The following is a 25973-nucleotide window of genomic DNA, read 5'->3' as shown; positions in this document are numbered from 1 at the left end:
AATATTTATTTAGACTTCCCCAATTCAAACCCCTTATATAAAGCCATTTTATTTAATTCTTCAGTGCCTTGTGGAACTCTGTCTAATACAGCTTTTTCTATGGATTTTTTTGAAACCACCTCAGTAGCTTGTATTAATACTCCTAAAGCAACTATATTAGCAACAATGACCTTACCAATTTTTTCTTGGGCAGTCTTTAATATTGGAATGCTAAGAATCTTATAAGAATCCTTTGGTTTTTTCATGCTAACATCTATAATAAGCAGCCCATTTTCTTTTAGATCGTTTTTATATTTATTCATCGCTTCTTCGGTTAATGCAAGAAAGACATCCGGTTTAGACACTTTCGGATAATCAATACTCGTATTGCTTATTATAACTTCTGATCTGCTAGCTCCTCCACGGGCTTCCGGACCGTAAGATTGTGATTGCACGGCATTTTTACCGTCAAGAATAGCAGCTTCAGCCAATATAATACCTGCCAAAATCAATCCTTGTCCTCCAGAGCCCCCTAATCTTATTTCTATTCTTTCATTCATTTTGTCTTCCCCCTTGAGCCTTTTTTATGACTCTTGCGTATTCTTCTGTATATTCGGGAGCTTGTTCTTCATAAAATTCTCCAATAACAATTTTTTCGGAAAGCTCTTCAGGTGACAATTTTGCCGCAGTTCTTGCCGTGATTGACATATCATGAATTTTTTCCATCATAACTACGGGCGACCCCATTTTGTTTCTACGGCCAAAATATGTTGGACATATATCTACTGCATCTATTAGCGAAAAGCCTTTATGTTTCAGAGCTTTTTCAATCAATCTTATTAGTTGCGGAACATGGTAAACCGTTCCTCTTGCTACATAAGTAGCTCCAGCAGCCTGAGCCAATTTGCATAAATCAAAGTTTCTATCTATATTTCCGTATGGTGCCGTAGTTGCAAATGCTCCCTTAGGTGTCATAGGGGAATATTGTCCGCTAGTCATGCCATAAATACTGTTGTTAAAAACTACTGTAGTAATATCAATATTTCTTCGAGCTGCATGAATAAAATGATTACCGCCTATCGCCGAACAGTCCCCATCACCTGTAAGCACAACAATCTTTAGTTCAGGATTTGCCATTTTAATACCGGTAGCAAAAGCTAGAGCACGGCCATGAGTTGTATGCAAAGTATTGAAATTTAAATATCCTGGAGCTCTAGAAGAACAACCAATTCCAGATACTATACATATTTTATTCTGCTCTAGTTTTAGATTATCGATAGCACGAACAACGGCTCCGGTTATGATACCATGCCCACAACCGGGACACCATATATGTGGAAGTTTATCTTTTCTAAAATACTTTTCTAATTCTTTACGCATATTCAGCCACCTCCCGGACTTTATCTATAACCTCTTGTGGCGTAATCAGCTCTCCATTATATTTATTCAAACCATATATTCTAAAAGCTCCTTCAGCGGATGCTTTAACCGTTTCCAACAACTGACCATAGTTCATCTCAGCCACTATTAGGGTATTAGCGGATGATTGCATCAATTCTTCAATAGCTATATGCGCAAAAGGCCATATGGTTTTCAATCTTAGCATTCCAATTTTAAATCCCTCTTGCCTTAAAATTCTTATTGCACTTAACACTGAACGTGCCGTAGAACCAAAAGTCACTATAACAGTTTTGGCATCTTCCACATACAGCTTTTCATATTCAATAATATCACCGATATTATTATTAATCTTGTTCATCAATCTGTTTAGCAAATCCTCAGTAACTTTTGGATTAGTAGATGGAAATCCGGAAATATCATGAATTAGTCCTGTAACATGAAAAGGTGTTCCGTCTCCGAAATTTGCCATAGGTGGAATTCCATCACCATCATAATCCATATATGGTTTATAGTCAGATAAAGTTGATTTAACCTTCTTTCGATTTATTATATTGATACATGATTCCTCTGGTAATTCTACTCTTTCTCTCATATGTGCCACAACTTCGTCCATGAGTAAGATACAAGGAACTCTATACTTCTCCGATAAGTTAAAAGCCCTTATTGTCATATCATATACTTCTCTTACTGAAGATGGAGATATAACTATAATCGGATGATCGCCATGTGTTCCCCATCTGGTTTGCATAACATCACCTTGAGCCGGTAATGTTGGCAGGCCCGTGCTCGGCCCTCCTCTTTGGACATTTACTACAACACAAGGCACTTCAGTAAGACAAGCAAATCCAATATTTTCTTGCTTCAATGAAAAACCTGGTCCGCTTGTTGCAGTCATAGCCTTCAGGCCTGCAAGTGATGCTCCTACTACTGCTCCCATGCTAGCTAATTCATCTTCCATTTGTATAAATTTCCCTCCTACCTTCGGAAGCTTTTCAGCTGCAATTTCGGCGATTTCAGTGGAAGGCGTTATCGGGTACCCTGCAAAAAAACGCATACCTGCTGCTAAAGCCCCTTCAACACAAGCTTCGTTACCTTGCATGAGCATGATTTTTCTAGTCAACATTTTCACCTCCGACTATTATAGCATAGTCAGGACATCTTAATTCACATAATTTGCAATTATTGCAAGCGTTTTGATTGACTATTATTGGCTTTCCGCCTTCAGAAAGATAGACTTTCATAGGACAAAATGCTATACATAAACCGCATTTTTTGCAAGCCTTTTCATCAATTGAAATTCTTATACTCTTCTCAGCCAAGCTGTCTCACTCCTGTGTAATTCTATTTTTGTAATTGTCTAAATTAATATAATATCTATCGGATAGTTACTCTTTGTTTTGATTTAATAATAATTCGACACAAGTATTAATAATCCTGCATAAATACATATATTACTCATATTGTAGAAATTTTTTTATTGCTTTTAATTTATAGAAATAATTCAAGGGGACATCGAAACTTCCTAAGAGAAGGGGGGTTTCTCCGTGAGAGTCCGAACCTCCGGTCAATAATAAATTATTGTCAAGAGCTAACCGAGTGTAGTAATCTACTTGAGCCTTGTTATGGTTTTTATGAATCACCTCAATACCCATAATTCCATAGGAAATCAATTCATTAATAATACTGTCGTCTTCCAGTAGCCCCGGATGAGCAAGGACTGGGATACCGCTGCTTTGCTTTATTATATCAATAGCACTAAAAGGAGTTAACTTTTCTTTTGGCACATATGCAGGTTTTCCCTTGCTTAGGTAATCCTTAAATGCCTCTTGAACTGAGCAGACATAACCTTTTTCTACTAACACTAAAGCAATATGAGGCCTTCCTAAAGAAGATCCCTTTGATTTAGCGCATACATCCTCAATAGATATATCAATGCCCATATTTTTAAGCCTTGCAATAATTTTATCAACCCTTTTCATTCTCTTTTGTTGGAAACTTAAGAGAACTGTCTTTAAGTTCGAATCATTATAATCAATATAATATCCTAAAATATGTACTTCTTCACTATTCCAATCTGTGCTCAATTCAACGCCCGGAACAATTTCAAATTCTGTATAGTTCTTTGCCTTATTTAATGCTGGCCTTATGCCATCAACAGTATCATGATCTGTAATTGCTATGGCTTTTAAATTAAGCTTTATAGCCTTGTTAACAACTTGTTCAGGTGTAAGTAACCCATCTGAAAAAGTTGTATGAATATGAAGATCTATGCACATGTATAAGCCTCCGCATTTGTAAAGAAAAACTAATATTTTTTAAAATAAATATAGGCGGCATTCAAGCTTAATAAAGCTAAATGCCGCTGGTACCTGTAAAAATTATATTAATAAACACAATCTTTATAAAAGCTGTCAAACTAAAAACTCATTGTTCTTATTATTTATTGAATAAATAAATTTATAATTTTTTGTAAGCTGTCAAGTTAAACCTTGAACTAAATCATCCGAACTAACGAGGTTCAACAATCAGTTTTATTGCTGTCCTTTCTTGACCGTCAATTTCAATGTCAGTAAAAGCTGGAATGCAAATCAAATCTACACCGCTAGGGGCAACAAATCCTCTCGCAATAGCTACGGCTTTTACAGCTTGATTTAATGCTCCCGCACCAACCGCTTGAATTTCGGCTCCCCCTCTTTCCCGTAGGACACCTGCCAGTGCTCCTGCTACCGAATTTGGATTGGATTTAGCTGATACCTTTAACACTTCCATTGTTTAATTCCTCCCTGCATAATTTGCTTTTAATATTCTATTCTATATTTTAATGAAAAATCCTTGTTTTTTGAAAAAGTTTTAAGGGAATATTTTAATTTCATGTTGATTCCCTAATTCTTTGAATTTTCAAAGCTCTTCCTGTTGATTCATCTATATCTACAATTATTCCATTTATTTCAGCAGGTCCTTTGGCAACTTCAAATCTCACCGGCATTTGAGATATAAATTTGTTTATGATTCTTTCTTTCTCTATGCCTAGAACTGAATTGCACGGACCTGTCATTCCAATATCAGTTATATAGGCTGTTCCATTAGTAAGTATCCTTTCATCAGCAGTTTGTACATGGGTGTGAGTTCCAGCAACTAAAGAAACTCGGCCATCAAGATACCATCCCATAGCTATTTTCTCCGAAGTAGCCTCCGCATGGAAATCCACTACAATTACCTTTGTCATGTTTTTCATCTCTTGTATTATTAGATCGGCTGTTTTAAATGGGCAGTCAAGAGGAGGCATAAACGTTCTGCCCGAAATATTTAAAATACCGATTTTCGTGCCTGCCCCAATTTGAACTATCTGATAACCTTTTCCTGGACTATTCGGATAATTGGCTGGTCTTATTATCCTATTTTCCGTATCTATAAAATTAAAAATATCTTTATTATCCCAGACATGATTGCCTGTGGTTATAAAATCAACGCCACTTATAAAAAGCTCTTGAGCAATTTTTTCTGTTATACCGTTTCCTCCTGCGGCATTTTCACCATTTGCAATAATAAAATTTACTTCGTATTTCTTTCTTAAAAATAATAGCTTTTCTCTAATTATGGTTCTTCCTGGTCTGCCTACTATATCTCCAATCATAAATATCCTTAGTACCTTCAATTATTTCAGCTCCTGCATTTATTTTAATACTCCCTTATGAGTTTTAAAAAAGTGCGCAAAGCTGCGCACTTTATTTTGCATATTCTGTAGCCCGAGTTTCTCTTATGACATTTACTTTAATCTGCCCGGGATATTCTAATTCATCTTCTACTTTTTTAGCAATGTTTCTAGCTATTTCTAAAACACCTAGATCATCAACGTCCTCGGGTTTTACCATAATTCGAATTTCACGTCCTGCTTGTATTGCATAGGACTTTTCTACGCCGGAAAATGAATTAGCTATTTCTTCAAGTTTTTCTAAGCGTTTTATATATGCTTCCAAAGTTTCTCTTCTGGCACCAGGTCTTGCAGCCGATACTGCATCCGCTGCCTGAACTAATATTGCTTCTACAGTCTGAGGTTCAACATCATTATGATGAGATGCTATAGCATTTACTACCTCGAAAGATTCACCATATTTTTTTGCCAATTCAGCTCCTAATAACGCATGGGGACCCTCTGTCTCTTGATCAACACTTTTTCCTATGTCATGCAATAAACCGGCCCTTTTTGTAAGTTTAACATCTACTCCCAGTTCCGCTGCCATAGCCCCGGCTAAGTGTGCAACCTCTATAGAGTGATGCAATACATTTTGGCCATAACTTGTCCTATAATATAATTTTCCAAGATATTTTATGAGATCACCGTGGAGACCATGAATGCCGGTATCAAATGTTGCTTTTTCGCCCTCATCTCTAATTATGCTCTCAACCTCTTTCTGAGCTTTTTCAACCATTTCTTCAATCCTTGCGGGGTGGATTCTTCCATCTAAAATAAGTTTTTCCAAAGCAATCTTAGCTACTTGACGCCTTACTGGATCAAATCCAGAAAGAATAACCGCTTCTGGGGTATCATCAATAATAAGATCTACTCCAGTAAGGGTTTCTAATGCTCTAATATTTCGGCCTTCTCTTCCGATAATACGTCCTTTCATCTCATCATTGGGCAGAGCTACAACTGAAACAGTAGTTTCTGCAACTTGATCTACAGCACATTTTTGAATTGCATATGAAATAATTTCTTTTGCCCTTTTTTGTGCTTCTTCCTTTGCTTGTGTTTCAATTTCTTTAATCATTATAGCTGCATCGTGACGTATCTCGTCCTTAACTTTATTTAGTAAGAATTCTTTAGCTTCCTCAGTAGTTAATGATGAAATTCGCTCAAGTTCTGCAATCTGCTGAGAATATAATTCATTAACTTTTTCATGAATTTGACTGATTTCATTTTGCTTTTTAGTTATTGCTTCTTCTTTTTTTTCAATAGCCTCAATTTTTTTATCAATTCCTTCTTCTTTCTGAATCAATCTTCTCTCAGAACGTTGCAGTTCATTTCGTCTCTCGCGCAGCTCTTTTTCAGCTTCGTTCTTAAGTTTTAGTATTTCTTCCTTTGCTTCCACAAGAGCTTCTCGTTTAATGGATTCGGCTTTGTTTTCAGCATCTTCCACAATTTTTTTTGCTGATTCTTCTGCCGAATTTATTTTAGCTTCAGCAATGTATTTTCGAATAAAATATCCTACAGCCAAAGCTATTAATCCAGTAGCTAGAATAGCTATTATATTTACACCGTCGATACTATTTCACCTCCTGTAACATATAACAATTAACATAAAACAATAAAAACCGAGGGGAACTCGGCTTTTATTAATTAAATAGAGATAATGTTTGCTCTAATTTAATTTACAATCGCGCCCCCAAACCAATCCGACTGAAGTAGAATAAGGTTTCATTACATGTTAATTTTATACTTTTTTGATAACCATGTCAAGAAAAACAAACAGTATACACTGTTAGCAGAATCTACTGTTCTAATCTATTGTATACCACAACCTCGCTAACTCCATTTTTTAATTCTACTTTATATGCAAGATCAGCTATTTCACTTAAGTACTGATTATGAGTTACCATAATTACCTGGCGGTGAAAAATATCGCTTATTTGTTTCAATAATTGTGCCACATTGCCTATATATTCATTGCTGACATGTTTAGCAGGTTCATCCAAAATCAGAGGTCCTTCTTTATATGCATTAGTACTTTGAATAACTGCTATCCTAAGTGCTAACGATATAACATCAACAATTCCGCCCCCCCTCGCATCTTGGGGTTTCGTTTTAATTTTTACATCATCGTAAGTTGATATAACATAAAATTCGGCATTCGCTTTACCACGTACCTCATTCAGTTCAATTTCAAATTCAAGATTTGGGCCAAAAACGAATTGCAAACAGTGAGTAACTAACATTTCGATTTGTTGTTTTATTTGTTCTCGGGCATATTCGGATGTTCGCTGCAGAAGAAATCTAACCTGCTCTAATATATCAATTAGATTTGTTGCTTGTTCAAGCTCGTTTTGTTTAATAGTTAACTCATTTTCAAGCTTTTCTTTAATGCTTTTTTTTACACTATATTCTATAATTAGTTGCTGAGTATATTTTTCAATAGTAGCTATAATCCCATCTAGATCCTCAATCATATTTACACCTCTAAGTTTTCAGGAAGTAACTCTTTTGTCTTTTTTAATAAATCTTTGATTTCGTTGCTAATTTTTTCGATCTCCATATCTAAATTTTCAGGTTTTACATTTAGCTTATTTAGTTCATCAAGAATAAGTTGCCTTTGTTTTTGCAGTTCTTCCAAACGTGCTTCTGCTTTGTATCTCATAGCCTTGGCCTTATCTATTTTTTGTTTTAATTCATGAATTTCTTTTTCCGGATCCATCTTCCTCACCTCTTACCTCTTAAATAAATCAATTTAGTATATCTAAAACTATTTTTTGAGTTGTTTTTTCATCTATAGGTTTTAAGCATGTAGGACATATCGCAAATTTTTCTAATATTTTACTATACTCTTTTGCCATTTTATTTAGGCTGTTTAAAACTTTTTGTAAATAATCATTACCCTTTTTTATTGATAATTCCAGATTTATCATTGACTTCTTTGTATCTTGTAACAAAAATAGCTCAGACAATTTTTGGGTTAAACTATTTAAATACTGTTCAGTTTTTTCTAGTTGACCATATTTACCAACTACTTTCTTTTGAAAATCAAGTTGTTGGTTTACTAGTTCCCATTGATTATATATTAATAAATATTTTTTTGCTATTTCCATCAATTTTTGTGATTCTAATAATTTTTTTTCTGCATTAAAAACATCCTGAGTTTTGCCTAAGATTATGTTTACATGTTTTAAGCTTTTGTCATTATCTTTAAAATTATTATTAAAACTTATCAATTGACTTAATGTTTTATTTAACTCTAAAATAGTGAAATAAGAATTCTCTATTAATGCAAGACTTTGTGTAACACTTATAATATCTTGTTCAATTTTTTCAGAATCGATGACTTGCTTTAATTTCCTTGTTAACCCAAATAAATATTGATGCTTAACATATAATGCATCGATTAACGTAACATTAGTTTCCATTCTGTCTATAAAATCAAGTTTAAGCAATATACTTTTATTTTTTTCAATTTCACAATCCACCGATTCAAGCTCTTGGCGCATCTGTATTAATTTTGCCAAACTAATTTTGTTTTGTTTCAATTTTTTCAAAGCATCATTAAGATTAGATATTTTTTCTGCTATTGTATCAATATCTTGATATGATAGAAGTTCATTATTTAAGTTCTCTATATTCTTGTATAGCACTTTGCGCCGTTGTTCAGCATCAAATATATCTTTTAGAGTAGTTCTCTGTGCAGCATCAATAATATGAATTCCAACAAGTCTGCCTAATGCTTTAGCCCTATTACTTCCGCTTTCTGATATAAGAAAGGGAGCTTCAAGTTGTTCTGCAAGATTTGCCGCTGAAGTAGCGTCTCTGTCAATATTTATCTTTGGTATGCCATGAGCGCTTGTTATCTCCAAAGGAACACTATTGCCAAATCCCTCAAAAACCTGCTCTTGCCCATTTTGTACTAATATATATCGATTTCGTTGACCATCTCGTTCCCGCATTATTATTGAACCATCTTCCATCTCTAAGGTAACTTGACAAAATTTAGAACCTGCTGTTATAAAATCCGTTCCTCGCGGTTCGTTGTATAAAACCCACTTCAGAGCTCTTATAATAGCACTTTTACCTTGGTCCGTCTGACCTAATATTACCGTAAGGCCCTCATCAAAATCAATTTGGCTTTCTTTATGTGATTGAAAATTTTTCAGTTTAAGGCTTTTTATTAACCCCAAATCAATTCACCTCTAGGTTACTTTCACTCCCTAATAGCTCTTGAGCTCTGCCGATTCTCTTCAAGGCTTCTTGGACTACTTCATCTTTTAAGTTTTCTTGTTTTGAAATCTGTTCTATAATGCGATTAATATCAAAAGTATCATACTGACCCGTTGAATAAACACTTTGTATAAACTCTGAAAGTTTTTTATCTCTGAAGGCCAATGCTTCAACTTTCGACCGATCCAGCACATCTTCACCCGGCATCGCACTCTTAAGATAGACTTCTTGTACTTTTATTTCATCTTCAATATCCAAAATTATCACTTTAGGAATTCTCAAAAGCTCATTTAAACTATTATTGATTCTCACTAAGCTTCCCGGATTTATGAAGTATTTTTCATTAATACATTTGGTGCCAAAACCAGTATGGTAATGACCGCTCAAAGTTATATCAGCTTCAGTTTCAAGTATGTTATCAATTAACGTATATGCCATACCTTCAAAAAATGGTTTTTCTAAAAGCATTCCATGAACCATATGTATAGCAATATCAGAACCTGGATCTTTTTTTATTATATAACCTTTTTTTTCATCATCAGCATCAATGCCATAATAATAATGCTGACCTGTGAGTTGTATTTTTTTATCGTCTGCCATGAAATATAGTTTTTCGCCAGGTTTTATTAACTTAACAACATCAGCTCCGTCTAACAGACCTAACATAGTTCGGTTTAAAGTGAGCGGATTCTGTCCATATATATCATGATTACCTGCTACGGCGTAAACAGGTAAAGAATATTTATTTATCAAAAGCACAAATTCCCGAGCTAAGGAAGGTGCAATATCTGGCCGATCAAAAATATCTCCACCATGCAACAGCACATCAACGTTATTTTTTTGAGCAATATCAAAAACTTCTCTTATTTTTTGATACAAAGTCTCCAAAAAGTTATCTGTCCTGTTTTGTGGATTAGTGCCGCGGATGTGGGTGTCGGTAAAAAAAAGGATTCTCATATTAAGCTCCTTCTTTAGATTTAGCATCCTTTTCATTAGTTGATTCAGATTTAATCAAATTATGTTTTTGTTTTACTTGCAACTCTACATCTTGTAAAATTTCCGGATGCTCTCTTAAATATTGTTTGGCATTTTCCCGACCTTGACCAATTTTTTCTTTTCCATACGAGTACCATGCACCGCTTTTTTGAATAAGGCCTTCTTCTACAGCAAAATCTAACACGCATCCTTCTCTTGATATTCCTTCGCCATAAATTATATCAAACTCTGCCTGTTTAAACGGAGGAGCAACTTTATTTTTTACTACCTTAACCCTCGTCCTATTTCCGAGCATTTCCTCGCCTTGTTTTAGTGTTTCAATTCTTCTTACATCTAAACGCACTGAAGAATAAAATTTTAGAGCTCTGCCTCCCGGAGTAGTTTCAGGATTTCCAAACATTATACCTACCTTTTCCCTGAGCTGATTTATAAAGATAGCTACCGTATTAGATTTACTGATTGCCCCTGACAGTTTCCTTAAGGCTTGAGACATAAGTCTTGCTTGCAAGCCCACGTGTGCATCTCCCATTTCGCCCTCTATTTCAGCCTTTGGAACAAGAGCTGCCACCGAATCAATAACTACAACATCAACAGCTCCACTTCGGACAAGAGTTTCTGCTATTTCCAATGCTTGCTCACCTGTGTCGGGCTGAGATATTAATAAATCATCCGTATTCACTCCTAGATTTTTTGCATAAGTGGGATCAAGTGCGTGTTCAGCATCAATAAATGCGGCCGTGCCTCCGCCCTTCTGTGCTTCGGCAATTATATGCAGTGCTACAGTAGTTTTCCCTGAAGATTCAGGACCAAATATTTCTATCACCCTACCTCTAGGAACTCCACCTACACCTAAAGCAATATCCAAAGGTAGAGCGCCGGTAGAAATAGCTTCTATATTAAATCTTGCTGCAGCTTCTCCTAATTTCATTATCGAACCTTTGCCAAATTGCCTTTCAATTTGAGTAATAGCCATTTCTAAAGCTTTTTCTTTTTCAGCCATTTATAAACCTCCAAACATATGTTCTTTAATATATTATATTAATATAAATGAATCAAGTCAAGAAAGTTATTTCAGCCAAGTTTCACATTATATAAGTTAGTATAGTTTGCTCCAGTAGGAGATAAATCGCTTTTCATTAGATATATTTCTGTGACTAAAAAGGAACCTTTAAATTCCAGTTCTGCTACAGCCTTGGGTTCGATTTTTAAAGTATCCCTTATTCTTCCTATAGTTAAATGAGGTGAAAATGGCTTCTTGTCATAAGAGATGTCAAAAACATCTAGTTTCTTATCTATGTCATCTTTCAGTTTCAAAAGATTCAATTGCTCTTTAATACCAATCCATAACACCCTAGGGTGTTTAAGATTAGGGAAAAAACCTAAGCCTGATAATTCGATATAAAACGGCATATGATTTTGTGCTATTTCTGTTAATATCTTCTTTACATCCGAAATTTCATCTGCGGAAATATCACCTAAAAATGCAAGAGTAATATGGAGATTGTCAGGTTTTGTCCATCTTATACCGCTAAAAATTTTCTTTAAATTATTTTGTAAGATAAAATCGTTTATGTTGTTCTTAATTGAAGATTCTAACTCAATAGATATAAAGCATCTCACTTTCATATCCTCCTGAAAAAAGGAAAATTCTCTATACCTAAAGCTTCGCTTTATTTAATCGCTTATTAAGCCTTGTATCATTTTCCTTACTAAATGTAATGCACTGCTAGCAGAACGTTCCTTAATATTTATCCTACTTCCATTAAAAAAGTGTTGTTCAACATATGTAGTTTTAGAATCAGAATAGCCGATATATACTAATCCAACGGGTTTTTCATGAGTGCCACCATCAGGACCGGCTATACCCGTTATTGATACTCCAATATCACAGCCAGAAGAAAGCCTTACGCCTTTAGCCATCTCCTTAGCTGTTTGTTCACTTACAGCACCATATTTTCTGATAGTATCCAGCTTAACTTGAAGCAATTCATGTTTTGCTCTATTACTATAAGAAACAATACCTCTGTCAAACCGTTGTGATATTCCATGTATATTAGTAAGTTTATGAGCCGTTAAACCACCTGTACATGATTCTGCTATAGAAATAGTTTTATTGAAGTTAAATAATAATTGTGCTACTATTTTTTCTATTGAATCATCATCAAATCCATATAAAAAGCTACCAATTCTTTTTATTATTTCATCTTCCACAGGCTTTATAATTTCCTGTGCTTCAATCCTATTTTTGGCTTTTGCCGTCAATCTTACAGTAACCTCACCCATTTTTGCTAAAGGAGCAATGGTTGGATTAGTTTGCTGAGCTATTAAATCTTGCAGCTTTTCTTCAAGGTCTGATTCTCCAATACCATAAAATTTTAAGACTCTTGAAAAAATAGTAGCATTGCACATTTTTGAAAGATATGGAATAACAACTTCTTTAAGCATGGGTTCCATTTCTGCAGGTGGGCCTGGCAGCATAACAATTATTTTTCCGTTATTGTTAAGCAATACTCCGGGAGCAGTTCCGTTTTTATTTTCTATAGCAGAAGCTCCTTCAGGAATTAGGGTCTGTTTATAATTATTTTCAGCAATAGGTTTTCCTCTATGAGCAAAAAAGCTCTTTATTTTATCTAGGGAATGCTCATCCGCTTTAAGTGGGAGATTTAAAAAATTGGATACAGTTTCTTTAGTTAAATCATCCTTGGTAGGACCTAATCCTCCGGTTAAAATGATAATATCCGAGCGAGCAAAACTTGTTTTGAAAACATCACTCAATCTATCCTGATTATCTCCAACGCACGTATGGTAATAAACATCTATGCCAATTTCTTGCAAAGCTTTAGATATAATTTGAGCATTTACATTAGGTATTTGTCCCAAAAGAAGTTCAGTACCCACAGCTATTATTTCAGCTTTCAAATAATGTCACCTCAAATAAAAATAGTTTATTTATTGTCGATTTGATTTTATTGTAAAAAGTCAAATTCAGCCTAAGACATCAACATACTGCTATGATGTTAATACACTATGTGCTGACACAAATTAAAAAAGAAGGTTTCTGCGGTAGATTTAAATTAAATAGTAAAATAAAAACTATATCAAATACATTATTCTAGTTTTTTACATGATTTCCTTTTTTAATCCGCAGAAAAAGAATAAATATTTTTTTGAAATAATTTTATGCTACTTGAGATTTTAGCAGTAGTTTTCTAAAATTGTTACCATCTATTTTTTCATTTTCCATTAGATAATCAACAATTAATTTTAAAACATCTTGTTTTTCTTCTATGATATTTTCAACTATTGATTTTTGTTGCAGTAATATGTTTGAAATGACTTTATGAAGTTTTTCCGAAGGTAGTGAATCCTTATCTACTACACTTAATTCAGACATGCCAGAAAATATTATCTTTTTCGCTAAATCTACAGCCTGTTCAAAATCATTGGATGCTCCTGTACTGCTGTCTCCTAACAATTTTTCTTCGGCTACCGCTCCAGCTAAGGCTACCGCTATCTGTGATTCTAAATACTGTTTTGTGTAAAGATATATATCATCTTCTGGTGTTTGCCTTATATATCCAAGAGCCTGACCTCTGGAAGTAATAGTTATAGTTGAAACTGAATTAGGATTAAAATGTTCACTAACTAAGGCATGGCCGCTCTCATGAATTGCAATTCGTTTACGTTCATCTTCAGTTGGCTTTCTATTAAGTTTTTCACCCATGATAACCTTGTCAATTGCCTCTATGAAATTTTTTTGACTAATCTTTTTATTTTGTTCTCTCATTGCAAAAATAGCTGCTTCATTGCAAAGATTTTCCAAATGAGCCCCAGAAAATCCAAATGTTTCTTTTGCTATTTGTTCTAAATCCACATCAATATCGAGTGGTTTATCTTTAGTATGCAATTTCAGTATTTCAAGCCTTCCATCTTTATCTGGAAGATCCACTTTTACAATACGGTCAAACCTGCCCGGTCTCATCAGTGCAGGATCAATGATATCTGGCCGATTTGTTGCAGCGATAACGAGTAAATTTATATCATCATGAGAAGAAATGCCGTCCATTTCAACTAATAATTGGTTTAATGTTTGATCATATTCTAGATGACTGGCATTTCTGCCTCGTGTACCCGCTATGACTTCAATTTCATCTATAAAAACAACACCGTGTTTTTTAGATGCTTTCTTAGCCATATTACGTGCTACTTCAAATAATTGTCTAACCCGCTGTGCACCGACACCGGCATACATCTCTATAAATTCGCTTCCTGAGGCAGAAACAAAAATTGAATCTATATATGATGTAGCAGCTTTTGCCATGAGAGTTTTACCTGTACCGGGAGCTCCTACTAACATTATTCCTCTAAGAGGGCGAATCCCCATTTTTTTTGCTTCATCAAAGTTCTTAATAAAGTCTAGCGCTTCCAACAGCTCATTTTTAGCTACTTCTTGCCCGCCAATTTTGTCAAAGGTTATGTCTTGAGTATTAGAAATAATTCTTGCCGGATTTTTCATTAAATTTCCTCTGTCTAAAATGTTAAATAGCATATATGCAAAACCTATCATGATAATTATCGGCAGCACATTTATACCATTTATTAAAAGAAATGCCAAAAAGGCTATTCCTAAGCCAATTCCAAATTCAAGCAGCAATTCTCTTCTCCTCCTATTCCCCTTATGCTTCTCGACTAATTACCTTATAAAAACTAGACTCGTTAACTTTTATCTGTAAATAAAGATTATCTAAATCTATAAACACTTTAATTTCTACTGGCTCTAATGTTGTGTTTTTTGTTTTGGCATATTGTATCTCATCAAGCCTAGCTTTCATCTCAGTAAACTTTCCAGTTTGCAAAGCTTCATATATGATAAACTGTACCTCATTATTATATAAGTCACTTATCACTTTATTAGCTTGATTAACAATTTCTAATTCAAACGGTCGACCTTTTAACTGGTGTTCCATTATACCGTGTATTGTACTGTAAGCCTCCATTAAATTATCCACATTTTTAAAAGTAACATCTACAGTAATTTTTTCTTTCCCTTCTTTTATTTTGATATTACTTACATACCTATTTTGAAGTAATTCCTTTTCTAAAGTTTTTGTCATGACATTTTTAGTATAATACCATTGAAATGCTAACATTAATAGCAAGAAGATGATAGAAATAACTATTATTCGAAAAATCTTGTATCTATCATGACTCAATAAACGTTCACCTCACAATTGTTTACATAATATTATTATAGCATACCATTTTTTAATTGTCCTTTGAAAAAAAGGCATCTTTTAGCAATGCCTTCTAGTTTTTATTTTAAATGGACAATCTGAACTTTTTTTACAAAGATATTAAGCCAATAACGCGGTAACTTAGATTCCCTACTGCAATTTTCCTAATAAATCATATTCATAAGTTTCTAGAATCTTTACTGGATATATTTGACCTAATTCACAGTTGCCGTTACCGCATAAAACTTTAACTATTCCATCAACAAAAGGAGCATCATTTTCAGAACGACCAATAAATATTTGATTTGCCTGATCATAGCCTTCGATCAATACATTAAGAATCTTTCCTTTGAATCTTTGATTTTTTATTTTTGAAATAGAGTTTTGAACCTTCATTAGTTTGTTATATCTTTTCTGCTTAATTTTCTCAGATATCTGTGGCATAAGTGCAGCTGCAACAGTATCCTCTTCTTGAGAATACTTAAAAACTCCTACCTTATCAAATTTATATTCCCTTATAAAGTCAAGCAGTTGCTCATATTCAGCTTCTGTTTCAGTAGGAAAGCCAACTATAAAAGTTGTTCTTAAAGTTATTTCAGGCAACCTGCTTCTTATATTATCTATGAGTGTAATTATGGATTGGCTATTAGTAGGTCTGCCCATAAGTCGTAAAATCCTATCATTAAAATGCTGTAAAGGTATATCTAGATAATTCGCTATTTTTTTACTGCTCAGCATTACATCTAATAGTTCCTTATTAATATTTGTTGGATATGCATATAAAATCCTTATCAAGTATTCTCCATCTATTTTTATAAGTTCTTGCAATAATTCAGGAAGTGACGGTCGTCCATAAATATCAACTCCATAGTTTGTGGTGTCCTGAGCCACAAGATTTATTTCTTTAACTCCTTGAGCAACAAGAATTTTAACTTCTTCTTTGATAGCTTCAATCTTTCTGCTTCGATATGAGCCCCTTATAAATGGAATCGCACAATATGAGCAATAATTATCGCATCCCTCGGCTATCTTTACAAAAGAAGTATAAGGATAAATTCTTACACGACTATGAACATCATAATCAATGAAACTATAATTATTGGTAAGGTTAATTTTATTTGAATCTAGTTGTTGAATTACTTCACATATTTTATCAAAATCACCCGTGCCTATAACTGCATCAAGCTCAGGTATTTCTGTCAATAACTCGCTTTTATACCGCTGAGCAAGGCACCCTGTAGCTATAAGCAATCTACATTTACCGAGTTTTTTAAGTTGAGCCATTTCTAGAATCGTATCTATAGACTCTTGTTTAGCCTCTTTAATAAAACCACAAGTATTAATTATTATGATTTGTGCTTCATTTTCATTATTTGTGATGGTGTAATTATGTTTTTTAAGTATACCCAGCATATATTCCGAATCAACAAGATTTTTATCGCAGCCTAATGATATGAAACCTATTTTTATCGCCAATTTTCTCCTCCTGATAATACAGCAAAATTATACATTAATAGTATACTTATTTTACAACTATGTGTAAAGATATATAAGTTCACTAATTTTTTATTCACTTATAATCCCGTATTGGAACTAAAAGTGAAATATAAAATAAAATCAAGAGAAGAACTTTTTAAGTTCTTCTCTTGAAAATAAAGTTTCGGGTTTCTCCCGTAGGCCTTCCAAAGTCTTTACCGTTAATCACTAAATTAATCACAGGAGGGTTGCCTATTCTTATACTAATATCTTTTTCTGCTCTCCATGTTTTCGTTTCTCCTGTATTTAAAGTTCCTTCAAAGTCGGCAATACCGTCTTTTATAACAGAAATCCAGCATCTGCCGTCTGTAACATTCATGGTTACTTCGACAAAATCATCATCAACAACATATACTGTTTGCTGCTTTGAATCTTCTGTTACCTCTACTATTACTTCTGCATCCTTTGTATCCTCTACATCATTTAAGTCTTCTATACTATGTGTAGTATCTTCAACATCTGGTTTGTTGGTTTCATCTTCAGGTAAGCTTTGAGACATAGGTGGTTTTGTTTCATGCTGAGAATGCTTTGGCTTAAATGCTTTTATAAATGTCACTGCTAATATCAAAAATATTACTAATAGGACAGCAATGCTAACGATTTTATGCTTTGGTTTACCGGATAAATCGTCCACCTTTGCCGAATCTTGTGTTAATGAAGCAGTCGAGTCTGTTTCATCATTTTCATTTTCATTTTCATTTTCATTTTCATTTTCTTTACCAGTTACCTTTTTATAAAGTTCAATAACTACACTGGAATCAAGGCCTATGGTATCAGCATAATTTTTTAGAAAGCCTTTAACATAAACATCACCACCTGGTATCACGGAAAAATCACCATTTTCAATAGCCGTTAAGTATTTTGTTCTTATTTTTGTTTCTTTTTGTATTTGTTCCATAGATATATTTGCTTGTTCTCTAGCGCTTTTTAAATACGTACCAAGTTCTGTTGGAGTTTTGATGTTATTAATGTCATAGCTCAGTTTTTCCGCCCCCTCCTGTTCTGATCTTTTTCAAATTTAAATTTAAGATAAAATGACACTTTGATTTAATATATTTGGCCCTTCTTAGAAAATTTATTGGTTATTAATGTATTCATCGAAATATTCTTTGGTAATTAAGATTTCCCTAGGTTTAGTACCTTCATATCCGCCTATAAATCCGCATTCCTCCATTTCATCGATAAGTCTTGCCGCACGGGCATATCCTATTCTTAACCTCCGTTGCAACATAGAAATAGAAGCCTGACCGCTATCCAACACCAATGATACAGCCTCATGGAATAACTCATCAGATTCTTCATGCCTTTTATTATCAACCTCTATTTCATTAAAGTCGGAAAGATTTTTTTCGTATTTAGGTTCTCTTTGTTTCTTGCTAAAATCTACCAAATTTTCAACTTCTTCTTCTGATATATAAGCCCCTTGAATTCTAGTTGGCTTAGATGCCCCAACTGGAAAGAAAAGCATATCTCCTTTACCAAGTAGTTTCTCGGCACCGGATATATCAAGTATGGTTCTAGAATCTATTTGTGAAGAGACAGCAAAGGAAATTCTAGATGGAATATTAGCCTTAATCAGACCTGTTATTATGTCTACAGAGGGTCTCTGAGTAGCCACCACCAAATGTATACCGGCAGCTCTTGCCATCTGAGCAAGCCGGCATATGCTATCTTCGACTTCCCGTGGAGAAACCATCATTAAATCAGCTAATTCATCAATTATTACCAATATTTTAGGCATTGGCTTTTCATTGTTTACTTCATTATACCTTGCTATTTCTCGGACACCTTCTTTCGCAAAGGCTTGGTACCTTCTTTCCATTTCTGTTACCATCCAATTTAGTGCCACAGCAGCCTTTTTAGCATCTGTGACTACAGGAGTTAATAAATGTGGTATACCATCATATACTGCCAATTCGACAACCTTTGGATCTATCATCATAAACTTTACCTCATTAGGGTAAGCTTTGTATAAAATGCTGGAAATAATTGAATTTATACAAACACTTTTGCCTGAACCGGTTGCTCCTGCAATTAGAAGATGAGGCATCTCTGACAAATCTGTAACCATAGGATTTCCACCTATGTCCTTACCCAACGCTATAGTCAATTTGGATATGGATGTACGAAATTCTGTCGATTCTAGTACGTCTCGTAAATATACAGGAGATTTAGCTTTGTTTGGAACTTCTATACCAATTGCTGCTTTTCCGGGAATAGGAGCTTCTATCCTAACATCAGAGGCAGCCAAGCTTAAAGCTATATCATCTGCTAAGTTAACAATTCGGCTAACTTTTGTGCCTGGAGACGGCTGCACTTCAAACCTCGTAATAGTTGGGCCGCAATTAACCTGTATTACCTTCGCCTGTAAGCCAAAACTTTCTAATGTGTTTTCGAGTGTTTGTGCACTGTTTAATAATTCTTTTTCACTGAAACCACCTTGTTTGATAGTATTTTTATGCAGCAAAGATACGGGAGGTAGTTTGTATTTTTTTTCCTCGTCATTGTCGCCATTTATAATAATTGGTTCTTCCTTAACTTCTCTATCTTTTTCCAACTTTTTAGTTTGATTTTCTTCCCGGTTTTTTAAAATGGCATCTTCTTCTATTCCCCTATTATCGTTTTCGCAAACAGAAGATTCATCAATCATATTAGTTATAACTTTTATATTTTTATTTTGAGATGGTGGGTTTATTGGAATGTTCTTATTTTTAATAGATGGCTTTATTTTTTGTATTAAACCCGTTAGCGGCTTTCCGGTAATCAAGATAATACCTATAATTACAAAAGTAATCATCAGTATCGTAGATCCGGTAGTGCCAAAAATACTTATTAGGAATGACAAACCTATTTCGCCTAAAATCCCACCACCAACTCCTTCAACGCCTATATCAGCACTTGTTCTCAATCGATTTATAAAATTCTTTTCGATCATGTTTGCATGAGGTTTTAAATGGATCAATAAGACCGTTACTGTAAAAATAATAAGAAGTCCAATTGTTCGGAAGGATATATTTGGTTTTTTCTTATAATATAAGCAGTACACTCCTGCAAGAATTACTAGTATAGGGATTAATACAGCAGCTTGACCTGCAAATCCCTTGAAGTTTTTACTTATAAAGTTTCCTACTGCGCCAACGGCATTGGTATATATTGAAAAAATCCCAAGCACTCCAAATGAAATTAAAAGAAGTCCGTTAATTTCCCACTGAATATCGCTTTTTGTATTTTTAATATTTTGTGTTGATTTTGCCATTTCGTTACACCTCAGTAATTTTATTATTCTCCATATCTTCAAAAAATCCTTTCTTGTTATATAAAAAAAGACCATAAGGTCTATTGAAGAGAAAATGTTATTATTTTCCCTGGAAAAAAGTTTGGATTTAAAAAATCCTGAGGGTTGCTACTGATAAGCCTTACTATCTTACCTTGATTTATCCCTATACATTCTACAATCAATTTTACTCCATTAGTATCAATCTCTTTATATTCATGCTCTTTATATATTCCATCAAGAACGATTTCTAAAGGCATTGTTGTATATAACAGCAATAAAATCACCTCATAAACATTTAATTGTTAACTAGTTTAATTATTTCTTCTAATTTTTTTATGGCAGCACCAATTCCTCCAACCTCATCAATTAATCCACATTTTACGGCATCTGAACCTACTAACACAGTTCCTATATCTCGAGCAAGTTTACCTGTGCTAAACATCAACTCTCTAAAGGATTCTTCACCAATTTTAGAATGTTCAACAATAAATTTTATGACTCGGTCCTGCATTTTATCCAAATATTCATATGTTTGTGGGACGCCTATCACAAGCCCTGTAAGCCGTATAGGATGAATAGTCATAGTAGCAGTTTCGGCTATGAAAGAGTAATCACTAGCCACCGCTATAGGTACACCAATGCTATGCCCTCCGCCTAAAACTAAAGATACTGTGGGTTTTGTCATACCTACAATCATTTCTGCAATAGCAAGCCCTGCCTCAACATCACCACCTACAGTGTTTAGTATAACTAATAAGCCTTTAATCTTCGGATTTTGTTCTATAGCTATCAATTGTGGAATAATATGCTCATATTTAGTAGTTTTATTCTGCGGCGGTAGCACTATATGGCCTTCAATTTGTCCTACTATAGTAATTGAATAGAAGTTACTTTCCATCTTCGGTATTTCAAGCTGGCCCAATTGCTGTAGTGTTTCAGTTGCAGTATCTTCAGATGTCTGCATGTTTTGATTTTTAGCAGAAATCTCATTACAGGAAAAAACATCATATTGTAACATTAAATCATCCTTCCTAAATGTTTATTTTATTCTTTGAATCTTTTACAATAAATATGCAAAAGAAGTATGACAAAGGATTTGTCATACTTCCATAATAATAGGTAATATCATGGGCCTTCTGCGAGTCTGTTCAAACAAGAGCTTGCCTAAATGTTCCCTTACTTGAGACTTTATTGTAGACCATTCACTAATATTTTCTTCCTGACATTTTCTTAAAGCTTGTTTAACTTTTTCGCGAGCTTGTTCCATAAGTTCTTCAGACTCTCTTACATATACAAAACCTCTTGAGATTATATCCGGACCTGAAACAACTTCACCTGTTTCCTTGTCTATGGCTACTACAACAATCAAAATACCATCTTGTGAAAGTTGTTTGCGGTCCCTTAATACTATATTTCCTACATCCCCTACACCTAAACCGTCAACAAGAACCTTACCGGCAGTAACCCTCCCTGCCATTTTGCATGAATCCTTAGTAAATTCTAAAATTCTACCGTTCTCAACGATGAAAATATTTTCTGAAGGAATGCCAACTTCCATAGCTAAATGCGAATGATGGACAAGATGCCTATATTCTCCATGAACAGGTATGAAAAATTTGGGTCTTACAAGGTTCAGCATTAGTTTTAATTCTTCTTGACTTGCATGACCTGAAACATGAACACCGGATATTGCTTCGTATATAACATTTGCACCCTTTTTAAATAAATGGTCTATCGTTCTAGCTATGAATTTTTCATTTCCCGGAATGGGACTTGCAGAAATAAGCACTGTGTCTTCAGGCATTATCTCAACTTTTTTATGCTCAGACATGGCCATTCGAGTTAATGCAGACATAGGTTCACCCTGACTCCCTGTGGTAATTATTACGACTTTTTCTTTTGGCAAACGGTTTAGTTCATCTAAATCCATCAATAAAGATTTGGGTATGGTAAGATAACCTAAGTCCAGCGCAATATTCACCACATTCACCATACTTCTGCCTACTACGGCCACTTTCCTATCGTTCTTATATGCGGCATCAAAAATCTGCTGAATTCGATGTATATTTGACGCAAAAGTCGCTACTATAATTCGACCTGTAACTGTTTTAAATATATCTTCAATGGTATGACCTACTACCTTCTCTGACATAGTATATCCTTCGCGCTCTGCATTAGTGCTGTCGGACAAAAGTGCAAGTACACCCTTTGAACCTAATTCTGCAAATTTATGAAGATCTGCTTTTTCGCCATTTACAGGAGTTTGATCTAATTTAAAATCCCCCGTATGACAAATTATGCCAACAGGTGTATGAATTGCAAATCCAACTGCATCTGGGATACTATGATTTACCCTGATGAAATCCACAGCAAAACTGCCTATATTGATAGTAGTTGGCGGCTTTACTACGTTCATCGATATATTTTTTTTATTAAGCCTTGTTTCCTTTAACTTGCCTTCAACCAAACCTAAAGTCAATTTTGTTCCATATAGTGGGGCATTTATCTGTTGAAGTACATAAGGGAGTGCTCCAATATGGTCTTCATGTCCATGTGTTATTAGAATACCCTTTATATACTCTTTATTTTCAATAAGATATGTTATATCCGGAATTACTATGTCTATTCCAAGCATTTCCTCTTCGGGAAACATTAAACCCGAATCGATTAGCAAAATCTCTTTACCATACTGAATAACTGTCATATTTTTACCTATCTCACCCATCCCACCCAAGGGAATGATAAGTAATTTGTCTTGTTCATTTTTTGACAATAACAAAACACCTCCAACAACTTAAGTGTAATTTTTGCTTTTTCTTAAATCATCATATTTTTTATGATTGTAGTCTTCCACATCAATAATAACAATATCCGGCCCTATTTTTTTAATCGAATCCCATACTACTTCAGTATAGCTCCGATCTCTCAAGGTAAAAGTAAAAAACCACGAATTTTTTTTAGGTATCAGTAAATAAATTATTTTACCGGAAACTTCGTCTAAAACCAAATCTGAATTCCCAAGTATTCCAAGTCTTGCTCCACTGTAAAGATTGATTATTTCCTTTCCGCTCAATTCACTTAGTTTCATTTTTTTACCTCCCAACCATATTTTATGACCTGAGAAGTAAAAAAATGCAAACTTACTACATACTCACTACATACCAGTGTGCCCGAATCCACCGTTCCCTCTTTCCGTTTCACACAGATTGCGGCCTTGGCAGATTTCAGCTTCTACTACTTTGGCAATTACGAGCTGAGCTATTCTGTCACCTCTCTTTATTGCGAATTTTTGTTTGCCGTGGTTAATCAAAATAACTTTTACTTCTCCTCTATAGTCACAGTCAATAGTTCCCGGACTATTGAGCACTGTAATGCCATGATTTACGGCTAAGCCGCTCCTGGGGCGGATTTGAGCTTCAAATCCAGTCGGAATTTCGATTTTTATTCCGCAAGGGATAACTTTAAATTCTCCTGCCTCCAAATATGTAATTTCGGAAACATTAGCTGCCAAATCCATTCCTGCAGCTCCAGAAGTCATATACTGAGGCAAAGGAATATCTTCTGCCCCTTCAACTTTACATACTATTATCTTTATTTTGTTACACAATTGATGTTTCGCTCCTTTGTCCGGTTCCGTGTGATAAATTTACTTCATCCTCATCCGAAACAGCCTTGTCTACTAAAAAAATATTATCCGCTTTATGATAAACCCTAGCAATACTATGCGATAAGTTTATTCGTCTGGCACTAAGTTCTACAACATCACCGATAAACACTTTATCTTTTATATCTGTGACATCGACTATACAACTTTGCATACTTATTTTGCCTAATATATTGCATTGAATACCATTCACCTTTACGGTTCTATTGGCAGTGATTACCCCAAAACTTGCTAAAATCTGTTTGATAAGATTTTTAAGACTGTCCCAAATCCCATTAGGCTGAGAGATAAAAAGCTCAAGACCGTCATAATAGCCGAAAGGCACTATAGCCACTGTAGTATGCCTTCGAGTTTTAAATCTATTGCCATAGCCGACATAATGCCCTTTAGGCAAGGTTTTTAAAAAGATTATTTTGGAATAGATTTTTGAAGGATTACTTATTTTTAGATTTTTTGAGGGGCATAACCCATATACTAAGTTCCCCACTCTGACCATATCCAAATGCATCTCGGCATAATTTAACATTGCAGTGCTATTACATACATGCTTTAAGGGTATTTTATAGCCTTGATGCTCTAATTCTTTTATAATTGATAAAAATATGTTAAATTGTTTACGGGTAATACTTTCGTTTGTTGCCAAGGAAAAATGTGTATAAATTCCCTCAATGTAAATGTTCTTGAAATTAGCTGTTATTATATGAACCATTTCAACAGCATGTTCAGGTAATACGCCAAATCTTCCTAACCCTGTATCAATCTTCACATGTACGAAAGCTTTTTTATTCATTTTTGCGGCTGCATCATTAAGGGCTTGTACAGTATCAAAAGAACAAACAGTAACTGTTAAGTCATAATTCAATGCATCTTCAGCTTGTTCGGGCAGTATAGTATTAAAAACAAGCACTGGTTCCTTTATCCCGCTTTTTCGCAAAAAAATACCTTCTTCTAAAGAAGATACACCCAAATAATCGGCTCCACTCTCTACGGCACATGCGGCAACAGGATACATCCCGTGCCCATAAGCATTAGCCTTAACTACTACCAATAATCGAGTTGCGCCAATATAATTTTTTATAGTTTTAATATTCTCTGATATTGTATTCAAATCTACGTATAGCCAAGAAGTCGGATTTGCCATGATTATTACCCTTCTATTGTTTTATCAAGTAAAGTATACATGAAATATAGTTAGATTTCAACTTTTATTCTTATCTTACTATAGTTATTCTTCCGACAACAATTCACCAACCGTAGTAATTTTAAATCCCTGTTGATGTAGATTTTCAATAATTGTTGGCATTGCTCTGACAGTCTCTTCGGTAGGATGCATCAGTACAATTTTGCCATTACCAGCATTATCCAGAACCTTATTAATTATATAATCTACTCCTGGCTTTTTCCAATCGATGGTATCAATGGTCCACATTATCATGTGGTAGTTCATTGCATTAGCTGCTTTCTCGGTTAAATCTGAAAACTCTCCATATGGAGGTGCAAAAAGGGTTGTCTTTTTACCTGTTATTTCTTGAATAATTGATTCAGCTTTTTTTATTTCATTCAGATTTTCTTCGTAGGAGAGCTGTTTATGATGAGCATGACTGTATCCATGATTCCCAATTTCATGTCCCTTATTATGGATCAGTCTTAATAGATCGGGATAATTTTCAGCCCACCTGCCTTCTATGAAAAATGTGGCTTTTATATCATTGTCACTAAAAACTTCTAGTAATGGTGGTATATATTCATTGCCCCATGCAATATTACATGTAAAGGCTATTATCTTTTTATCATTTCTTCCTTCATAAATAGGCTCATACTTGCCAAGGGTTTGAATATCTGAAGATGGTATTTTTAATAAAGTCCATGCTAATGTAAGAATAAAAAAAGAAATGATGCCAAAAGTTTTTCTTGGTAACTTAAATATATAAAACTTCATAAAATATCCTTCCTCTCTACTTTTAT

At 34.4% G+C, this 25973-nt stretch carries 27 protein-coding genes; all 27 read right to left on the bottom strand.

Annotated features, from left to right (window positions below; genetic code table 11):
- Positions 1-5: 5 nt before the first annotated feature.
- Entirely contained in the window at positions 6-539 is a 534-nt protein-coding gene (locus TEPIRE1_RS06500) for a 2-oxoacid:acceptor oxidoreductase family protein (protein ID WP_013778372.1), read from the bottom strand.
- Positions 532-1359, bottom strand: a complete 828-nt coding sequence (locus TEPIRE1_RS06495) for a 2-oxoacid:ferredoxin oxidoreductase subunit beta (protein ID WP_013778371.1) — start codon at positions 1357-1359, stop codon at positions 532-534. Before TEPIRE1_RS06495 ends, TEPIRE1_RS06500 begins: the two co-directional genes overlap by 8 nt.
- Positions 1352-2503, bottom strand: a complete 1152-nt coding sequence (locus TEPIRE1_RS06490; RefSeq protein ID WP_013778370.1) for a 2-oxoacid:acceptor oxidoreductase subunit alpha — start codon at positions 2501-2503, stop codon at positions 1352-1354. Before TEPIRE1_RS06490 ends, TEPIRE1_RS06495 begins: the two co-directional genes overlap by 8 nt.
- On the bottom strand, positions 2493-2699 hold the full coding sequence (locus TEPIRE1_RS06485) for a 4Fe-4S dicluster domain-containing protein (protein WP_013778369.1): 207 nt from the start codon (positions 2697-2699) through the stop codon (positions 2493-2495). The genes TEPIRE1_RS06490 and TEPIRE1_RS06485 overlap by 11 nt, the downstream gene beginning before the upstream one ends.
- Positions 2700-2831: 132 nt before the next feature.
- On the bottom strand, positions 2832-3656 hold the full coding sequence (locus tag TEPIRE1_RS06480) for a PHP domain-containing protein (protein WP_013778368.1): 825 nt from the start codon (positions 3654-3656) through the stop codon (positions 2832-2834).
- A gap of 232 nt (positions 3657-3888) precedes the next feature.
- Positions 3889-4149: a stage V sporulation protein S gene (locus tag TEPIRE1_RS06475; protein ID WP_013778367.1), complete on the bottom strand. Its 261-nt coding sequence runs from the start codon at positions 4147-4149 to the stop codon at positions 3889-3891.
- A gap of 100 nt (positions 4150-4249) precedes the next feature.
- Positions 4250-5014, bottom strand: coding sequence for a TIGR00282 family metallophosphoesterase (locus TEPIRE1_RS06470; protein WP_173391432.1), 765 nt, complete (start codon positions 5012-5014; stop codon positions 4250-4252).
- A 91-nt stretch (positions 5015-5105) separates the two neighbouring features.
- Complete coding sequence (gene rny / locus TEPIRE1_RS06465; protein ID WP_041591429.1) at positions 5106-6620, bottom strand: ribonuclease Y; 1515 nt, start codon at positions 6618-6620, stop codon at positions 5106-5108.
- A 250-nt stretch (positions 6621-6870) separates the two neighbouring features.
- A complete protein-coding gene (locus TEPIRE1_RS06460; protein ID WP_013778364.1) occupies positions 6871-7545 on the bottom strand; it encodes an AAA family ATPase in 675 nt (224 codons plus the stop codon).
- 2 nt (positions 7546-7547) lie between these two features.
- The gene (locus tag TEPIRE1_RS06455) at positions 7548-7790 is read right to left on the bottom strand and encodes a hypothetical protein (RefSeq protein WP_013778363.1); all 243 of its coding nucleotides are present in this window, start codon (positions 7788-7790) and stop codon (positions 7548-7550) included.
- A gap of 28 nt (positions 7791-7818) precedes the next feature.
- Positions 7819-9261, bottom strand: coding sequence for an AAA family ATPase (locus TEPIRE1_RS06450; RefSeq protein WP_013778362.1), 1443 nt, complete (start codon positions 9259-9261; stop codon positions 7819-7821).
- 1 nt (position 9262) lies between these two features.
- Positions 9263-10258, bottom strand: coding sequence for a metallophosphoesterase family protein (locus TEPIRE1_RS06445; RefSeq protein ID WP_013778361.1), 996 nt, complete (start codon positions 10256-10258; stop codon positions 9263-9265).
- 1 nt (position 10259) lies between these two features.
- On the bottom strand, positions 10260-11297 hold the full coding sequence (gene recA / locus TEPIRE1_RS06440; protein WP_013778360.1) for a recombinase RecA: 1038 nt from the start codon (positions 11295-11297) through the stop codon (positions 10260-10262).
- 71 nt (positions 11298-11368) lie between these two features.
- The gene (gene thpR, locus TEPIRE1_RS06435) at positions 11369-11923 is read right to left on the bottom strand and encodes an RNA 2',3'-cyclic phosphodiesterase (protein ID WP_231848335.1); all 555 of its coding nucleotides are present in this window, start codon (positions 11921-11923) and stop codon (positions 11369-11371) included.
- Between the two features lie 48 nt (positions 11924-11971).
- Positions 11972-13216 carry a competence/damage-inducible protein A gene (locus tag TEPIRE1_RS06430; RefSeq protein WP_013778358.1) on the bottom strand — a complete coding sequence of 415 codons (1245 nt, stop codon included), beginning with the start codon at positions 13214-13216 and terminating at the stop codon, positions 11972-11974.
- A 259-nt stretch (positions 13217-13475) separates the two neighbouring features.
- The gene (locus tag TEPIRE1_RS06425; protein ID WP_013778357.1) at positions 13476-14951 is read right to left on the bottom strand and encodes an AAA family ATPase; all 1476 of its coding nucleotides are present in this window, start codon (positions 14949-14951) and stop codon (positions 13476-13478) included.
- A 22-nt stretch (positions 14952-14973) separates the two neighbouring features.
- Positions 14974-15510, bottom strand: coding sequence for a hypothetical protein (locus tag TEPIRE1_RS06420; protein WP_013778356.1), 537 nt, complete (start codon positions 15508-15510; stop codon positions 14974-14976).
- 171 nt (positions 15511-15681) lie between these two features.
- Positions 15682-17007, bottom strand: coding sequence for a 30S ribosomal protein S12 methylthiotransferase RimO (gene rimO, locus TEPIRE1_RS06415; RefSeq protein ID WP_013778355.1), 1326 nt, complete (start codon positions 17005-17007; stop codon positions 15682-15684).
- A gap of 157 nt (positions 17008-17164) precedes the next feature.
- Positions 17165-18028 carry a helix-turn-helix domain-containing protein gene (locus TEPIRE1_RS06410; RefSeq protein ID WP_269450243.1) on the bottom strand — a complete coding sequence of 288 codons (864 nt, stop codon included), beginning with the start codon at positions 18026-18028 and terminating at the stop codon, positions 17165-17167.
- 114 nt (positions 18029-18142) lie between these two features.
- Positions 18143-20323: an FtsK/SpoIIIE family DNA translocase gene (locus tag TEPIRE1_RS06405; protein WP_013778353.1), complete on the bottom strand. Its 2181-nt coding sequence runs from the start codon at positions 20321-20323 to the stop codon at positions 18143-18145.
- Positions 20324-20403: 80 nt separating this feature from the next.
- A complete protein-coding gene (locus TEPIRE1_RS06400) occupies positions 20404-20628 on the bottom strand; it encodes a YlzJ-like family protein (RefSeq protein WP_231848333.1) in 225 nt (74 codons plus the stop codon).
- An 11-nt stretch (positions 20629-20639) separates the two neighbouring features.
- Positions 20640-21362: a ClpP family protease gene (locus TEPIRE1_RS06395; protein ID WP_013778351.1), complete on the bottom strand. Its 723-nt coding sequence runs from the start codon at positions 21360-21362 to the stop codon at positions 20640-20642.
- An 81-nt stretch (positions 21363-21443) separates the two neighbouring features.
- On the bottom strand, positions 21444-23117 hold the full coding sequence (locus TEPIRE1_RS06390; protein ID WP_013778350.1) for a ribonuclease J: 1674 nt from the start codon (positions 23115-23117) through the stop codon (positions 21444-21446).
- Positions 23118-23138: 21 nt separating this feature from the next.
- Entirely contained in the window at positions 23139-23432 is a 294-nt protein-coding gene (locus tag TEPIRE1_RS06385; protein ID WP_013778349.1) for a YlmC/YmxH family sporulation protein, read from the bottom strand.
- Positions 23433-23498: 66 nt separating this feature from the next.
- On the bottom strand, positions 23499-23951 hold the full coding sequence (gene dut, locus TEPIRE1_RS06380) for a dUTP diphosphatase (RefSeq protein ID WP_013778348.1): 453 nt from the start codon (positions 23949-23951) through the stop codon (positions 23499-23501).
- Complete coding sequence (alr, locus tag TEPIRE1_RS06375; protein WP_013778347.1) at positions 23944-25149, bottom strand: alanine racemase; 1206 nt, start codon at positions 25147-25149, stop codon at positions 23944-23946. The genes dut and alr overlap by 8 nt, the downstream gene beginning before the upstream one ends.
- Positions 25150-25233: 84 nt before the next feature.
- On the bottom strand, positions 25234-25947 hold the full coding sequence (locus TEPIRE1_RS06370) for a polysaccharide deacetylase family protein (RefSeq protein ID WP_013778346.1): 714 nt from the start codon (positions 25945-25947) through the stop codon (positions 25234-25236).
- Positions 25948-25973 lie beyond the last annotated feature (26 nt).

It is taken from the genome of Tepidanaerobacter acetatoxydans Re1 (genome assembly GCF_000328765.2).
Taxonomy (GTDB): domain Bacteria; phylum Bacillota; class Thermosediminibacteria; order Thermosediminibacterales; family Tepidanaerobacteraceae; genus Tepidanaerobacter; species Tepidanaerobacter acetatoxydans.
This window is presented reverse-complemented; position numbering and strand designations above follow the sequence as displayed.

What these genes read in the sequence shown, in the direction of transcription:
- TEPIRE1_RS06405 (WP_013778353.1), bottom strand. Translation starts at nt 20,323, where the DNA reads ATGGCAAAATCAACACAAAATATTAAAAATACAAAAAGCGATATTCAG.
- TEPIRE1_RS06385 (WP_013778349.1), bottom strand. Translation starts at nt 23,432, where the DNA reads ATGAAACTAAGTGAATTGAGCGGAAAGGAAATAATCAATCTTTACAGT.
- TEPIRE1_RS06475 (WP_013778367.1), bottom strand. Translation starts at nt 4,149, where the DNA reads ATGGAAGTGTTAAAGGTATCAGCTAAATCCAATCCAAATTCGGTAGCA.
- TEPIRE1_RS06470 (WP_173391432.1), bottom strand. Translation starts at nt 5,014, where the DNA reads ATGATTGGAGATATAGTAGGCAGACCAGGAAGAACCATAATTAGAGAA.
- TEPIRE1_RS06460 (WP_013778364.1), bottom strand. Translation starts at nt 7,545, where the DNA reads ATGATTGAGGATCTAGATGGGATTATAGCTACTATTGAAAAATATACT.
- thpR (WP_231848335.1), bottom strand. Translation starts at nt 11,923, where the DNA reads ATGAAAGTGAGATGCTTTATATCTATTGAGTTAGAATCTTCAATTAAG.
- recA (WP_013778360.1), bottom strand. Translation starts at nt 11,297, where the DNA reads ATGGCTGAAAAAGAAAAAGCTTTAGAAATGGCTATTACTCAAATTGAA.
- TEPIRE1_RS06455 (WP_013778363.1), bottom strand. Translation starts at nt 7,790, where the DNA reads ATGGATCCGGAAAAAGAAATTCATGAATTAAAACAAAAAATAGATAAG.
- TEPIRE1_RS06495 (WP_013778371.1), bottom strand. Translation starts at nt 1,359, where the DNA reads ATGCGTAAAGAATTAGAAAAGTATTTTAGAAAAGATAAACTTCCACAT.
- TEPIRE1_RS06480 (WP_013778368.1), bottom strand. Translation starts at nt 3,656, where the DNA reads ATGTGCATAGATCTTCATATTCATACAACTTTTTCAGATGGGTTACTT.
- TEPIRE1_RS06490 (WP_013778370.1), bottom strand. Translation starts at nt 2,503, where the DNA reads ATGTTGACTAGAAAAATCATGCTCATGCAAGGTAACGAAGCTTGTGTT.
- TEPIRE1_RS06395 (WP_013778351.1), bottom strand. Translation starts at nt 21,362, where the DNA reads ATGTTACAATATGATGTTTTTTCCTGTAATGAGATTTCTGCTAAAAAT.
- TEPIRE1_RS06445 (WP_013778361.1), bottom strand. Translation starts at nt 10,258, where the DNA reads ATGAGAATCCTTTTTTTTACCGACACCCACATCCGCGGCACTAATCCA.
- alr (WP_013778347.1), bottom strand. Translation starts at nt 25,149, where the DNA reads ATGGCAAATCCGACTTCTTGGCTATACGTAGATTTGAATACAATATCA.
- TEPIRE1_RS06370 (WP_013778346.1), bottom strand. Translation starts at nt 25,947, where the DNA reads ATGAAGTTTTATATATTTAAGTTACCAAGAAAAACTTTTGGCATCATT.
- TEPIRE1_RS06500 (WP_013778372.1), bottom strand. Translation starts at nt 539, where the DNA reads ATGAATGAAAGAATAGAAATAAGATTAGGGGGCTCTGGAGGACAAGGA.